This is a genomic window from Pedobacter sp. FW305-3-2-15-E-R2A2, assembly GCF_038446955.1.
Classification (GTDB): Bacteria; Bacteroidota; Bacteroidia; order Sphingobacteriales; family Sphingobacteriaceae; genus Pedobacter.
The window spans coordinates 1,152,913-1,165,863 of record NZ_CP151803.1 but is presented as its reverse complement, the minus strand read 5'-3'; the positions used below and the strand labels follow the sequence as shown (position 1 = coordinate 1,165,863).

The window sequence follows — 12,951 nt, the reverse complement described above, 5'->3', positions numbered from 1 at the left end:
ATCGCTTCCCGCTCATTTATAATATGGATGCCAGCTTCATCAGCTTTCCATAAGGTCAACGAATATTTCTTTATATTTTTTTAAATTCACTTTATTTATTCCTCTCCAGCCTGCCAGTGGCAATATCACATCAGAACGCGAAGAACCTTTCATCTTTTTACTGATCTCCCAAAGTTCTTTTTGAGTACTGAATTTATCATAGGCAGGTTCGAAGTAATCATTCGGCAAAATCCCGCATGCTGCCAGCGTTTGCAGAATACCATATCGCTGATACTTATCTGTGTTGGGCAACACTTTATGTTTAGCAATTCTTTTTTCCAATTGCCCGGGTGTTTCGTCCTTTTCTGCTTCGGCAATAAAACTGAGCAGTTCAACTAATTTCTGATGATCACTTTCAGTAGTTTCCGGTTGATCAAATTTCAGGGCTTCTTCCAACTCTATCAGGAAATGGAGCGGCAATTCATTCCAGGAATGTCCGGAATAATAACTGTACAGCTCTTCTGTTTTATCCAGGGTTTCCTTTTTAGGCAGGCCGCAAATTTCACAGCTTTCATTTCCCTGGAATTTGTGTTCCGGCAAATGTTTCAGGTAAATAAAACTCATCAGGGTTTGCCTGCCTCTTACATTTTCGCCAGTGATTCCTTTCAGGAACAATGCCGTCACAAAAGGCAGACTTAACTTTTTATGATTTTTAAGGTTCATCAATCTTTGAAGAGCGATATCGTGTTCAAAAGTCTCAAATTGATTGGGGAGTAAATCGAGCACCTTCAAACTTTCCAATTCAGAATCAGTCAGCGTTTTTGGAATTTTATATTCCCAACTATCTAACTTTTTGTTGTAATCTGCATCCTGCACGTATATCTTTTTAAGGATTTTGGCAATATTCTCTTTCATCTCTTTATCATTTCTGTTAAATATAGTGGAAAAGTTCAGTCAACTAAAATGAGCAAGTTTCGGATTTTATCCTGCGTTTAAATTCCTCATCTTTATGAGCCTGCTGTTCATTCGGTGAAACAAACCGAATTTCTGAGCGCATGAAGATCATAAATATGATAGCCTTATTGCCATTAAAAAAACAATTATGTTCCGATGAAAATAGAGAATTGCAACACCACCGATATCCCTGAAATATTCAGACTTTACCGCATTGCCGCCGCCTATCAGCGGTCCAAAGAAACAGTAGTGGTATGGCCGGAATTTGAACAGGAGCTTGTTGAAACTGAAATCGCAGAAAACAGGCAATGGAAACTGATCATTGAAGATCAAATTGCCTGTATCTGGGCAACCACCTTTAGTGACGAACAAATCTGGGGAGAGCGAAATAACGATGCCGCTGTTTACATTCACAGGATTGCCACCAATCCGGATTTCAGGGGGAAGAACTTTATGGAAATTATTGTGGCATGGGCTAAAGCTTACGCAAAAGAAAATGATAAAGATTTTGTCAGACTCGATACGCTGGGAAATAACTCAAAGCTCATTGCCCATTACTGTAATTCCGGTTTTAACTTCCTTGGTATGTTTGATCTGGAAGACACTCAGGGCCTTCCAGATCATTACCACAATACCCCAGCCTGTCTGTTTGAGATCAAATTATAACATCAGTCTGCGCGCTTAATGAGCAGTAACATTTGCCTGTTTGGATTCCAGCATTGTTTTGATCAGCATCATCAATAATGCCCCTCCCGCAAAAACCAGCATCACCATCGGCGTACTTTGTACGCCTTTGGAAGCGATGGACATACCGCCTATCATTGTACCAACAGAGATGCCCAGATTGCCGAAAGAAATAGAAATGCTATTGGCAAATTCAGGTGCTTCAGCTGCTGTTTCTATCATATAAGCCTGGGAAGTTAAAAAACATGGCGTTTGCAGGAAGCCCCATACGGCAATGATGAGTACCGTTAAAACAGACATTGGACCGGAGAAATAAAGGAAAACAGCAATCGCCATAAGACCAGACAGAAAGATCAGGGTAGTTCGGGTGATGTTTTTTGTCAGCATTTTTCCGGCAATGAAATTCCCGGCAATTCCGGTTAAGCCGAATAAAAGCAACATGAGGCTGATTGTTTTTTCGTCCATTCCATTCACCTTGCTCAGGTAATCAGCAAAATAGCTATACGTACTAAAAATAGCGCCGATCATCAAAAATGAGCATACGGCACTGGCCAGAAAGACCGGCTTTTTCAGGATCATGAGTTGCGAGCGATAGGATTTTTTTTCTGCCACAGGCAAAGAAGGCAGCAGCAATAAGATTAAAATCAATACCGTCAGACTAATTCCGGCCTGCAATACAAAGGATGCCTGCCAGTTGTTGAAAGCACCAGCGAGGTAGGTCGCAAAAGGGACTGTAGTAATTGTTGCAATCCCTATCCCCCCGATTACAATGGCCATCATTTGATGTGCTTCCTTTTGATCAGCATTGCCCGTTGCTGCGGCTACCGCGGTAGAAACCAATACCGGATGCAGAAAGGCCGGCAGCACCCTGACCGTCATCAATAACCAAAAAGGAGGTGCCATCGCAGAAACAATGCCCGTAAATAGAAAGATGGCCATGGTTATTGCCATTAGCGTTTTCCGGTTAAAACCGGAAGCAAACATCGTCATGAAAGGCCCCGCAAGCGCTACTACTATTGCATAAGCACTAAGCAGCATCCCCGCCTGATCAATGCTGATCTCGTAATATTTTGCTATTTGCGGGAGTATTCCAATTACACCAAACTCTGTAGTGATCATTCCTATCAGGCTGAGACAGCCCAGGTAAGCTATTTTATTTTTCATAGTTATCCCTCCCAAACCACCTAAGTGGAATGACTATTCCGTTTTTACTTTAAAATTTCGTGTTAACTTCTTATGGCATCCCAGGCCGCCTGAATGTAATTATCTACGCTTTCCTCTTGCAAACAGATGTAATTGCTATGGTGCAATTTAACGAGGGAGACCAGGGAACCACTTGTGAATCCAATCCATTCTTTCACATTTCCATCCTTTATGATCTGCTGTGTCTGACCGTCTAAATACACCGAATCAAGGACGTTGACGTACAAACTTCCTTCATGTTTTGCTTTTGGATCTATTGCGGGAGAATAATAGAACTGCTCCAGGAACATAAAATCCATGGGTTCAGCCATAAAATAATTGATCATCTTTTTCCATAACCAGATAAAACGCTGCTTTACAGGTAAAGACTGGTCGTATCCTTCCATGATGATCGCAGACTCCTTAGCCTTTAAATAAAAATACAACGCATTGATCAGCGATTCTTTATTGGGAAAATGATTATAGATGGCCCCCATACCCGTATCAGCAGCCTTCGCTATTTCTGACATTGGCGTGGATTCAATTCCCTTTTCTACAATTAATTTCAATGTCGCCTTTAAGATCTGCTCCTTCTTATTCATGCTCTTCTTCTTTGAGCTACAAATCTACAGAAATGGAATAAACATTCCAAACAAATAAACAGATATACAGTTTCATCTATGCCGATTGCAGGTATAGCAATAAAAGAGAAACAGAAAGAAAGGGGAAAGAAAGAAATAGCAACGGGTAAGCAGTAATCAGTTGCTCACCCGTATACTTAAATTAACTAAACTTAATTCATCCCTGATTAAATTCAAGACTAAATTTACAACTTCGTTTCAAGAAAAAGTGTTAAATAGTGTTAAAAAAGAGGAATTATTTATTTTTTACCATTAAAAGGCTAATCCAGCAAAGGCTATGATGGAAAGACTCTTCCATGTTTTAAGGTTGTAAGTCTTAAAAATCCATCCGTAATTTTAACAGGCTTTTCATTTTCGTCAAATAGATTACCTTCAAAAACTGCCTCTATCCGCATAAAATCCGTGCCCTTGACATCTTCAATTTTAAGAATTTTGAACTTAGAATCACGGTGGCTTTCCACACCCAGTGAGGAAGGAATCCGAATAAACAAAGGACTATAGGAGGTGAAATTCTGCGTTTTTATGCTTAAAGTTATTGCGATCCCCTCGTCTTTTCCTTCTCTTTCATAATCTAATGCATAGTTCTGATCACCCAAAGTAATGACTTCAGTCTCGATTTTAGGAACATACAACAATGTATTTTTAACTAAACTTGTTCTTTTATAGTTTTTTATGAATGAAAATTTAATCGATCCAAAATTCTCGTCCAGAGAAGTCTCATAGAACTTGATATACTGAACTGAATCGATGGCCCCAACCCAATAATCATTACCGTTACTAATGCTCCAATCACCATTTGTTTTACTCAACTTCATATTGGTCCCCCTGTTGCTGGCACCTCTTGAGGCTGATGCGTTAGATCCGGAAATATAACGTTTCCCGTTTATAATAAATGAGATGCTATCCGTAGCGAAATGTTTTTTGGTCACCTCCGGTTCAGGAATAGTGATTCCATTGTTTTTTTTGCAGGAACTGGCCAGTAAGACCAGAGCTACCGGCAGAATTAACTGTAATTTTTTCATTTGTTGATGTATTTGTGTGTGCAACAAACATAGCAATTTTTATTTCACTAAAATTAATTTTAAATATTATGTATGAAAATATTGCGCATTATTTATCATCACAGTTTCTTTTTAGGTCTTCCTGATAAAAAAACGAGTAAACAACTGCCAATTAACCTTACATTTGCGCTGATCATGCCCGATGTTACCAGAAGCATGATTCTTCAAAATGACGTCAAAAAAAATCCGCTTAAATATTGCCTCCATCTTATTTATCCTGTCGTTAACTTCTTGTGTGTCCAGGTTGGCGAGACCGGAAATTCGTGGCATCGTCATGGATTACAGTCGCAATCCGGTGGTCAACTGTAAGGTGGGTGAAACCATTACGGCAGAAGACGGGTCCTTTTCTCTACCAGAGCGGCGATACCATAAATTCTTACTTTCAGAAATGTTCATTATGGAAGCTCCTCCTTTAATGGTGATGGAGAGGATTGAAAAAGAAGGTTTTGAATCTGACGATATTTATATGTTCAATCGCTATGGCGGAGGAAGTTCCAAAGGGACAAAACACAACATAGATACACTTTTCCTTAAAAGAGTAAATCAGCAGTTTGACATCCCGGCTTTACTAAAAAAGAAAACATGGAATACAGCACTTACTAAAAATGCAGATACACTTTATCTGATCAGAAGTGATTTTAACAGTCGTTGTAAGACCAGAAAATGTCAGACCTTTTACGACAAATATTACGAATTAACCGACAATCACTCCCTTAACACCAGTCAGGGCAACCTCCCTGAAGCCATCAGTCGCAGGTCGATTAACCTGGCCTTTAAAGCCGATCAGACCTTCGACTATAAACAAGTGCAAAACTATAGAAATGGTCATAAATCTGTGCTGAATAATAAAGAGGTTGACAGCCTTGAGACCAGTGGAAAATGGAAAATTAAGGACCACCATATCCTGCAGCTCGACCTGCAAACGCTATCGATAGCAAATCAATACAGGCTGACTGAAATAGAAGACTATCAACTCATGTTGATCAAAATACCCAGGTAAAAGATCATTACATGTTGTTTTTCTCAAGTTTATCATTGATGATCTGTTTTATCATTCCCGTTCCAATAATCCTGGGTCCCTCTCTAAATTCAAATTTAATGTTCCGGGTTAATCTTTTCGCCGATCTCTTCTATAGAATATTCAAAGTAGTTCCCTTTTTTATCTTTCTGCCTGTTAAAAAGCTGATAGCTATACCTCTTAAAATTTAAGGCCAGCAGCTGATGGTAATAATCAGCTAAATAATACTTAAAACGTTCTTTAAATCCTTCCCCTGTAACTCCTTCAAAAGTTTTTAACCGTCTGATGACCTCCAGTAACTCTTCTTTTGAGAACTCTTCTGATTTCAGTGGATCCGGTAAGCTAATCCGGAAGGCTAAAACCTCCGCCCCCTCCTCTTCCCAGTATTCCAAAAGGTTAAATTTCGATAGTTCTTTATGGGTTAGCAAATGTAGCTTATGGGCAAGGATTTTAATCTCTGTTTCATCTTCATCGCCATTTTCGTCCGCAAATTCTGTATATTCCAGAATTAAGTTCAATACCTCTGGATAGCGTTTTTCTGCGATTTCAAGCTGAGGTTCGAGTTCTGTTCTTAATTCCATGGTCTGGCAAATTAGAAGCCTTTGCTAAAATAGTTTTCCTATTCCGGAACAGGAAAGATAATGTCGTTAAAAAACAGGTAAGGGCTTCATCAGCCATGGCGCCAGTCCTCTGATATAAACCAGCTGTTCTTCTGGAAAACCCGATTTGCGGAAACGTAATGGTCTATATGTATAGAAATTTAATCATTAGAAAAAGACATTCGGATGATAAAGTGGATGAATGGCCTGCAAAATGAATCCTCACAAATTGGTCTAATCTTTGTTTACAGCTGATCATACTAAAATACACATCTTATGAATACAAAAAGACTATTAATCGTTGGACTGATTGGAACTATGGCCATGTGCTTCAGCACAAAATCACAGGCACAATCGGCAAAAATAACCCTCTCACCGGAGTTGCTTATCCCCTTCAGCAAAGCCTATAATGTAGGTATTGGTGGAATTTTGGAAGCAGAATGGGCTGTAGAGAAAAAATTAGGGTTAACCCTTGCAACAGGAGTAGAAACCCTATTTCCTAAATATGATTTCTATAGCAATTATACTTTTTTACCCTTAAAAGGTGGAGTGAAGTATTTTGTAGATCCCAAAGTGTTTATTAATTTCAATTTGGGTGCTGCCATTGGGTTCAATGACGCCGGAACAAACTTCCTTGTGGGTGGTGGTGTTGGCTATAAATTCAACAACCGTATCGATGCCGGAATCAGGGTGGAAGACGCAGGTACTTCCTATGCTGCTTTAAGAGTAGGATTCAGGCTATAACTCCTGCTTCTATTCAACAAAAAGAGGTGCTTTATCAGTAAAGCACCTCTTTTTGTTTGATCGCTTATTTAAAGTTAGACCGGGCAACGAGTTTAACAATATCCTCTACCCATATTTTACGGCCTTCGGACCCTATGATTCCTTCGTCCTTCAGTTCTTTTAAGAGACGGATGACATTTTCCTTTGCCAGTCCGGCCATATTGGCTAAATCGCTTCTTGAAATGTCAATCAGCACCTTTTCTCCCTCCGGACTTTCCGCTTTAAATTTTTCCCGGATCACGATCAGCGCAATTGCCAGCCGCTCTACTGCTGAGCGGTTCGCGAAAACGGAGATGTTATTAGAAAGCACCGTATATTCATGACTCAGCACTTTCAATAAGCGCTGTGCAAACAAGGGTGATTGATGCAGAACAGTCAGAAAATCTTCCTTAGGAATAAAGCTGATCGCACTGCTCTCCAGGGCTGCTGCCGAATCAGGATATCGTTCTTCAGATAAAACAGCATGGTATCCGATCAGCTCCCCTTTGTTGGCTACATAGATAATCTGCTCCTTTCCCGTCTTATCTATCTTATATTTTTTTACTTTTCCCTGGTGGATGTAATAGATCCCTGAGGGAACAACCCCTTCTCTGAAGATGACTTCTCCCTTCCCATATTTCTGCTCGCCCTGTCTTAAAATCAAGAAGTTAAGTTCCTCCTCAGAAAGCACGCTAAGTATGGATTGTGTAGTAAAATTCCATTTATCAATCGGGAAAATTCCTGACAAGCTCATTCCACAAAGATAGGATTAATCCTGTTACCTAACATCTGGAACGGATAATTGGCTAATGAATGCTTACCTTCTTCGAAAGTCCCCTCAAGCAAATTAAAGCGTATCGGAAACAACTAAACTGTGTACTGTTTAATTCAAAAGGAGAAAGCCCCTCTATTCTTTTCTCCAGGCCGCTCAGATAATCACTTACCACATATTGCTGATCCGGGAAATGATCAACAGAGGTAACCAGGACATCATCTACCTGCTGATAGTTTTCGGTTCCTCTGATCTGTTCAAGAATTGATGAAATGTATTTATCTAAGCTCATGTATAAATGATGTTGAAAGTTCACCTCACAAAATTATCCCTAATACAAATACATTTTACCGTATTTTATCACGATAAAGGCTGATATAAATCACTTTTTATAGATCGCGCCTTTTACCGCTATTGCTGTTTTCTGATAAAAACGCTTCGCTTTAATCCTGAAAATATCATAAAGCAATGCATAACACAGCACGGCTATCGGTACGAAAAAAGAATTGAATCCAAAATGATTAAACAGATAAGCTCCTGAAACTGCTCCAGTTACAAAAAAAAAGATAATGGTGAACCTAAGTTTGATTTTAGATTTTATCGTACTTTTATCTTTGCTACTTCTGCTCATGAACTGGGCCAGTTCTATTCCAAGATCAGTAAAAGTACCTGTCAGATGGGTGGTTCGGACCACCGAACCGGAAATCATGGAAACCAATGCGTTTTGTAAGCCCATAGCGAACAGCAGACTTCCTGCAAAAATCTCTTTTGAGATCAAAGTGCCATCATATCCAGAACCATAAATACCCGAAAAGGAAAGAATGAGAATCTCAATAAATATGGGAATGGAATAAGAAAAACGTTGATTAGCTCCCGTTAAAGAAAGAACTAAGCCCGATACAAATGCTCCAGATAAAAAAAGAAACATCCATAAGGCGATGACCTGTGCGGTTTTCCAATCCTGTGAGGCCAGGTGTTCTGCAAATAAAGCCACATGCCCTGTTACGTTAGTCGTAAGCACTGAAAAGCCCAGAAAGCCCGCAGCATTGACAAAACCGGCAGTCAGCCCCAAAAGTGCCGCCAGTTTTAGGTTATGTTGTGGTGTCCGCTTTGCCCCTAAATGTCTTAACATGTCAATTGTATATGGACCTTCTTCGGTTCGATGCTCCTGAGCAATTTACATATTTTGCTATTCGCTTCAAGAATCGGGATACCACTATTTTGCAAAAACTGACAACTATCAGTCTGCGCGTTGATTTTTTACCACAAAGCAAGCTGGTATAGCCGATATATTTGGATCTGATACAAAACCTACCTTTAAATAGAGCCCATTAGGAAAATGAAACCATATGAATTCCTTACACACTAATTAATTTCAGATCATGACAACTGACCAGATATTCAGCAAGGATCAAGATTTCGATAGACTCTATCCCGAACATATCCAGCGGCTATCCCGCAAACACTGGAGCCCTCTTGATATCTCCATAAAGGCCGCAGATTTTTTAGCAGAGCCCAAAGCAAGGGTCCTGGATATAGGAAGTGGCGTCGGGAAGTTTTGTCTTCCTGCAGCCTACCATCATCCGGATACCTTCTTCTATGGTGCCGAACAAAGGGCTGACCTTGTTCATCTGGCTGAACTGGCGCAACAAAAAATGCAACTCAGCAATATTCAGTTCATCCATACCAATATTACTCAGATCAATTTCAAGGAGTTTGACCATTTTTACTATTACAATTCCTTTTATGAAAACATTGATCAGTTAAACAGCATAGATGACACTATAGAAACCTCTATTGATCTTTACCTGTATTACTGCAAATACCTCTATGCAGAATTACAAGAAAAACCATCCGGCACAAAACTGGTTACCTATCAAAGTCTGGAACAGGAGATTCCACCTACATACCAGCTAACCAGTGGCGTTTATGGCAATTTCTTAAAAATGTGGATTAAGGAATGATGAATGACATCGGAAAGCGTAACATTTCATATTTAGAATAAACGAATTTTCATTCTATCTTTGAAAAAGATAAGTTCTGTTGCTATGAAAAGTCTCCTCAAAAATCTCTTAATACTAGGTATCACCTTCCTATCCTTCAACGTTACTGCACAAAACAAGATGCGGAGTCTGGAGGAGCTGATTAACACGACCGATCCGGCCTGGCCATTGATTCAAAAGTGGGCAGACTCTGCAAAGAACAAAGTTGAAATCCTGGAACTTGATTCAGCCAGTGCCAAAACCACGTTATTTAATACCCAGGTCACGACGTTTTCTACCCTGGGCGCGGTCGTTTACAATAGTGGTGGAATTATGGTTGACAATGGCTGGTTAAGAATTTTGGGCTCCGGAAGTCCAAGACTGAATCGTTCTGTTTCAGAATGGAACAAAGGAAAATCAATCAAAGAATTTGGAGAAGTTCCTCCTTATTTCCTCGTTGCTGACGACGCTGTGGGCGGTTTCTTCGCCATCAATTACGGAGCATTTGGTGAGGACTTAAAAACCATTTACTACCTCGCTCCCAATAGCCTGCAATGGGAATCTCTTGGACTTGGTTATACAGAATTTCTTCGCTTTTGTTTTGATAGCGACCTCTCTGCCTTTTATAAAGGCTTAAGGTGGTCTAGCTGGGATAAATTTATAGCGAAACTGGATGGCAGTAAATCCTATAGTTTTTCTCCTTATCTCTGGACAAAAGAAGGCATGGATATAGAAAAATGTAAAAGAAAACTCGTTCCTACCGAAGAACTGTATCAGTTTGTGATGAGTAACCAAAGGGAAATCAACCAAAAGCCACCTGTAGAACCTCAATAAACAAAGGCGATCTAGCCGCATGAAAGGTTATTCCTTAAGCCCAAGGGAAGAACTTGAATTGGCGCGTACGGATGTGAAAGAATTCCAGTCTAATTCGTATGTTTGCAATTTAAAACAATTCTAAATAATGAAGATACTTTTACTTTCCCTGGCAGCTTTTGTTGTCAGTTTACCTGCCCTTGCCCAAAAAACAGTGCTCAGTGGAAAAATCAAGGATGAACAGAACCAGGCTGTTCCATTTTCAACCCTCAGCATTCCTGCCTTGAAAAAAGGCCTGACCAGCAATCAAACCGGGACTTATTCCATCATTCTCCCTCTGGGAACCTATGCCATTAAAGCTTCAGCCGTAGGCTATAAATCAAAAACACAAAGCATTACCCTTTCTGCTGCTGATACCGTTTATCTGGATTTTACTTTGGAGCAGGATGCAAAATTACAGGAAGTGATCATTTCTGCCAGTAGAAAACAGGAAACACTGGACGAGGTTCCCTCTTCTATCAATATCATCGGCACTAAAGACCTCGCCGTTCAAAAGACCATCAATAACAACCTCAGTGAAATATTAGCCAATACCGTCCCGGGACTTGGGTTTAATACCAACCGGACCAGTAACCTTGGTCAGACCATGCGTGGCCGTGGGATACTCATTATGATTGATGGCGTTCCTCAATCTACCCCTTTACGCAACGGGGCCCGTGACATCCGGACCATAGATCCCGCAGCAATTGAAAGAGTCGAAGTGATCAAAGGGGCGACTGCAATTTATGGTAATGGCGCAGACGGCGGACTCATCAATTATATCACGAAAAAGCCGACAGCCGATAAGGCCATCAGCGGGCAAACTTCCATCGGAAGCAGCAATTTCCTGGTTGCACCAAAGCATACTTTTGGTGGTCAGGCAGGTCAGTTGCTTAGTGGAACAGTCCATAACCTGGATTATGTTGTTTCCGGACGTTATGAGCAAACCGGGCTTTCCAGAGATGCCAACGGCGATGTCCTTTCTCCGGAATATGGATTAAACGATCTGCGCATGTGGAATGCCTTTGCCAAAGTTGGATACAACATTAACGCAAACAACCGCCTGGAACTGATGTACAACTATTTCAGCAGTAAACAAAATACCGATTATATTGCCAAAGCAGGAAAGTATGGCAATCCGGATTCTGCAACGACAGGGGTTTTAGGCAATCGTCCGGGGAAAGCGGAAGGTACCCCCTACAATCACAATGTGAATCTTCATTATAGCAGTCAGCGGATAGTTGGAGGCACTGATCTCGATGTGAATTTATACTTACAGGATTTCTATACTTTACTTTCTTCCAGTAATTTTTTTGAAGGCAATGGACAACCGGGAAACCTGAGTAAAAAGAAAGGTCTACGCGTCAATTTAAACAGTCCGTTTTTAATTTCCGACAATTGGAATGGCAATTTTGTATACGGCCTGGACGTGCTTTCTGATAAGACCTCTACTGTCCTTACCGACGGCCGGGTTTCCGTTCCGGAAATGAACATGAGGAATCTGGCGCCATACCTTCAGTTAAAGTCTGTCTTTCTGCAAAACCTGATTTTCAAAGCGGGTGCGCGTTTTGAGAACATCAATATCGATGTGCCTACTTATACGACTCTGGCCACCAGAAATTACAATACTGGTGGTTATTCCGGTGGAGGAATTGTGGTTAAAGGAGACGCACTCAATTACAATGCTTTTGTATTTAATGCCGGTTTAAGGTATAATAAACTCTCTTATTTTAAACCTTTCATCAGTTTTTCACAAAGTTTCAGCATCGGCGATCTAGGGCTCGTTCTACGTTCGGCTACAGAAAATACGCTGGCAGACATAACCACTAAAGCAGTTACCGCAAACAACTATGAAGCCGGTTTCAGCAGCACATTCGGGAAACTCAATATTGAAGGAGCTGCCTATATCAGTACTTCCAAACTTGGTGCTTCCTATGTATTTGTCAATGGAAAAGCACAGATTGCAAGGTCTCCGGAGCGGATTTATGGTTTTGAGCTGGCAGCAGATTACGCATTACTGGACGAATTAACGATCGGTGCTTCTTATTCTTATACGGAAGGAAAAAGAAAGATCAATGATAAAGAAGTTTACCTTGGTGGTGATCGCATCGGCCCTCCTAAAACTACCGCTTATGTTTCCTATAGCCCTTTATCCAATTGGCTGCTCCGCGTACAAATGCTGAATGCTGGGAACCGCAAACGCTTTGATCCGGTAAATGGCAAATACAGCTATGGTACAGGACCAATGAACACCTTTACGACCTTTAGTTTTTTCAGTAATTACAGCTTTGATAAAAGCAGCAGCATTCAGCTGGGTGTAGAGAACATCTTGAATAAAGATTACTTTACGATTCCATCACAATGGATGTCAGATAGTTTGAGTTATGTGAAAGGCAATGGAGCCAGGCTGACATTAAACTACCTTTATAAATTTTAACCAGCCTATCGATACCACGATCTCTATC

Annotated in this window: 14 protein-coding genes; 6 read left to right on the top strand and 8 right to left on the bottom strand. The window is 40.5% G+C overall.

Features of this window, described 5'->3' with window-relative positions:
* Window positions 1-39: 39 nt before the first annotated feature.
* Window positions 40-894: a hypothetical protein gene (locus tag AAFF35_RS04805; protein ID WP_342331268.1), complete on the bottom strand. Its 855-nt coding sequence runs from the start codon at window positions 892-894 to the stop codon at window positions 40-42.
* Window positions 895-1,089: 195 nt separating this feature from the next.
* Here AAFF35_RS04805 and AAFF35_RS04800 point away from each other — a divergent pair, with 195 nt between their 5' ends.
* Complete coding sequence (locus tag AAFF35_RS04800; protein ID WP_342331267.1) at window positions 1,090-1,599, top strand: GNAT family N-acetyltransferase; 510 nt, start codon at window positions 1,090-1,092, stop codon at window positions 1,597-1,599.
* A gap of 15 nt (window positions 1,600-1,614) precedes the next feature.
* Here AAFF35_RS04800 and AAFF35_RS04795 read toward each other — a convergent pair whose 3' ends face one another.
* From AAFF35_RS04795 to AAFF35_RS04785, 3 genes are all read right to left on the bottom strand, one after another.
* A complete protein-coding gene (locus AAFF35_RS04795; RefSeq protein ID WP_342331266.1) occupies window positions 1,615-2,781 on the bottom strand; it encodes an MFS transporter in 1,167 nt (388 codons plus the stop codon).
* Between the two features lie 62 nt (window positions 2,782-2,843).
* Window positions 2,844-3,401: a TetR/AcrR family transcriptional regulator gene (locus AAFF35_RS04790; RefSeq protein ID WP_342331265.1), complete on the bottom strand. Its 558-nt coding sequence runs from the start codon at window positions 3,399-3,401 to the stop codon at window positions 2,844-2,846.
* A gap of 314 nt (window positions 3,402-3,715) precedes the next feature.
* Window positions 3,716-4,462, bottom strand: coding sequence for a hypothetical protein (locus tag AAFF35_RS04785; RefSeq protein ID WP_342331264.1), 747 nt, complete (start codon window positions 4,460-4,462; stop codon window positions 3,716-3,718).
* 208 nt (window positions 4,463-4,670) lie between these two features.
* On the opposite strand from AAFF35_RS04785, the gene AAFF35_RS04780 reads away from it, so the two are divergent.
* Window positions 4,671-5,501 carry a hypothetical protein gene (locus AAFF35_RS04780; RefSeq protein ID WP_342331263.1) on the top strand — a complete coding sequence of 277 codons (831 nt, stop codon included), beginning with the start codon at window positions 4,671-4,673 and terminating at the stop codon, window positions 5,499-5,501.
* 95 nt (window positions 5,502-5,596) lie between these two features.
* On the opposite strand, the gene AAFF35_RS04775 is transcribed toward AAFF35_RS04780, so the two are convergent.
* On the bottom strand, window positions 5,597-6,100 hold the full coding sequence (locus tag AAFF35_RS04775; protein WP_342331262.1) for a hypothetical protein: 504 nt from the start codon (window positions 6,098-6,100) through the stop codon (window positions 5,597-5,599).
* 294 nt (window positions 6,101-6,394) lie between these two features.
* On the opposite strand from AAFF35_RS04775, the gene AAFF35_RS04770 reads away from it, so the two are divergent.
* The gene (locus AAFF35_RS04770) at window positions 6,395-6,862 is read left to right on the top strand and encodes a hypothetical protein (protein WP_342331261.1); all 468 of its coding nucleotides are present in this window, start codon (window positions 6,395-6,397) and stop codon (window positions 6,860-6,862) included.
* 64 nt (window positions 6,863-6,926) lie between these two features.
* On the opposite strand, the gene AAFF35_RS04765 is transcribed toward AAFF35_RS04770, so the two are convergent.
* The 3 genes from AAFF35_RS04765 to AAFF35_RS04755 form a co-directional block, all read right to left on the bottom strand.
* Window positions 6,927-7,634 (bottom strand): Crp/Fnr family transcriptional regulator, encoded by a 708-nt coding sequence (locus tag AAFF35_RS04765; protein WP_342331260.1) that lies wholly within the window; start codon window positions 7,632-7,634, stop codon window positions 6,927-6,929.
* 52 nt (window positions 7,635-7,686) lie between these two features.
* Complete coding sequence (locus tag AAFF35_RS04760; RefSeq protein ID WP_342331259.1) at window positions 7,687-7,944, bottom strand: hypothetical protein; 258 nt, start codon at window positions 7,942-7,944, stop codon at window positions 7,687-7,689.
* Window positions 7,945-8,034: 90 nt separating this feature from the next.
* Window positions 8,035-8,784, bottom strand: coding sequence for a YoaK family protein (locus AAFF35_RS04755; protein ID WP_342331258.1), 750 nt, complete (start codon window positions 8,782-8,784; stop codon window positions 8,035-8,037).
* Between the two features lie 250 nt (window positions 8,785-9,034).
* On the opposite strand from AAFF35_RS04755, the gene AAFF35_RS04750 reads away from it, so the two are divergent.
* The 3 genes from AAFF35_RS04750 to AAFF35_RS04740 all read left to right on the top strand — a co-directional run bounded on the left by AAFF35_RS04750 (window position 9,035) and on the right by AAFF35_RS04740 (window position 12,923).
* Entirely contained in the window at window positions 9,035-9,616 is a 582-nt protein-coding gene (locus AAFF35_RS04750) for a class I SAM-dependent methyltransferase (protein ID WP_342331257.1), read from the top strand.
* An 84-nt stretch (window positions 9,617-9,700) separates the two neighbouring features.
* The gene (locus tag AAFF35_RS04745) at window positions 9,701-10,468 is read left to right on the top strand and encodes a DUF2625 domain-containing protein (RefSeq protein ID WP_342331256.1); all 768 of its coding nucleotides are present in this window, start codon (window positions 9,701-9,703) and stop codon (window positions 10,466-10,468) included.
* 127 nt (window positions 10,469-10,595) lie between these two features.
* A complete protein-coding gene (locus AAFF35_RS04740; RefSeq protein WP_342331255.1) occupies window positions 10,596-12,923 on the top strand; it encodes a TonB-dependent receptor in 2,328 nt (775 codons plus the stop codon).
* Window positions 12,924-12,951 lie beyond the last annotated feature (28 nt).

Bases quoted from the DNA above. Each gene is read 5' to 3' on its own strand.
- AAFF35_RS04790 (WP_342331265.1), bottom strand. From the start codon at position 3,401: ATGAATAAGAAGGAGCAGATCTTAAAGGCGACATTGAAATTAATTGTA.
- AAFF35_RS04800 (WP_342331267.1), top strand. From the start codon at position 1,090: ATGAAAATAGAGAATTGCAACACCACCGATATCCCTGAAATATTCAGA.
- AAFF35_RS04795 (WP_342331266.1), bottom strand. From the start codon at position 2,781: ATGAAAAATAAAATAGCTTACCTGGGCTGTCTCAGCCTGATAGGAATG.
- AAFF35_RS04780 (WP_342331263.1), top strand. From the start codon at position 4,671: ATGACGTCAAAAAAAATCCGCTTAAATATTGCCTCCATCTTATTTATC.
- AAFF35_RS04760 (WP_342331259.1), bottom strand. From the start codon at position 7,944: ATGAGCTTAGATAAATACATTTCATCAATTCTTGAACAGATCAGAGGA.
- AAFF35_RS04755 (WP_342331258.1), bottom strand. From the start codon at position 8,784: ATGTTAAGACATTTAGGGGCAAAGCGGACACCACAACATAACCTAAAA.
- AAFF35_RS04770 (WP_342331261.1), top strand. From the start codon at position 6,395: ATGAATACAAAAAGACTATTAATCGTTGGACTGATTGGAACTATGGCC.
- AAFF35_RS04785 (WP_342331264.1), bottom strand. From the start codon at position 4,462: ATGAAAAAATTACAGTTAATTCTGCCGGTAGCTCTGGTCTTACTGGCC.
- AAFF35_RS04740 (WP_342331255.1), top strand. From the start codon at position 10,596: ATGAAGATACTTTTACTTTCCCTGGCAGCTTTTGTTGTCAGTTTACCT.
- AAFF35_RS04775 (WP_342331262.1), bottom strand. From the start codon at position 6,100: ATGGAATTAAGAACAGAACTCGAACCTCAGCTTGAAATCGCAGAAAAA.
- AAFF35_RS04745 (WP_342331256.1), top strand. From the start codon at position 9,701: ATGAAAAGTCTCCTCAAAAATCTCTTAATACTAGGTATCACCTTCCTA.
- AAFF35_RS04750 (WP_342331257.1), top strand. From the start codon at position 9,035: ATGACAACTGACCAGATATTCAGCAAGGATCAAGATTTCGATAGACTC.
- AAFF35_RS04805 (WP_342331268.1), bottom strand. From the start codon at position 894: ATGAAAGAGAATATTGCCAAAATCCTTAAAAAGATATACGTGCAGGAT.
- AAFF35_RS04765 (WP_342331260.1), bottom strand. From the start codon at position 7,634: ATGAGCTTGTCAGGAATTTTCCCGATTGATAAATGGAATTTTACTACA.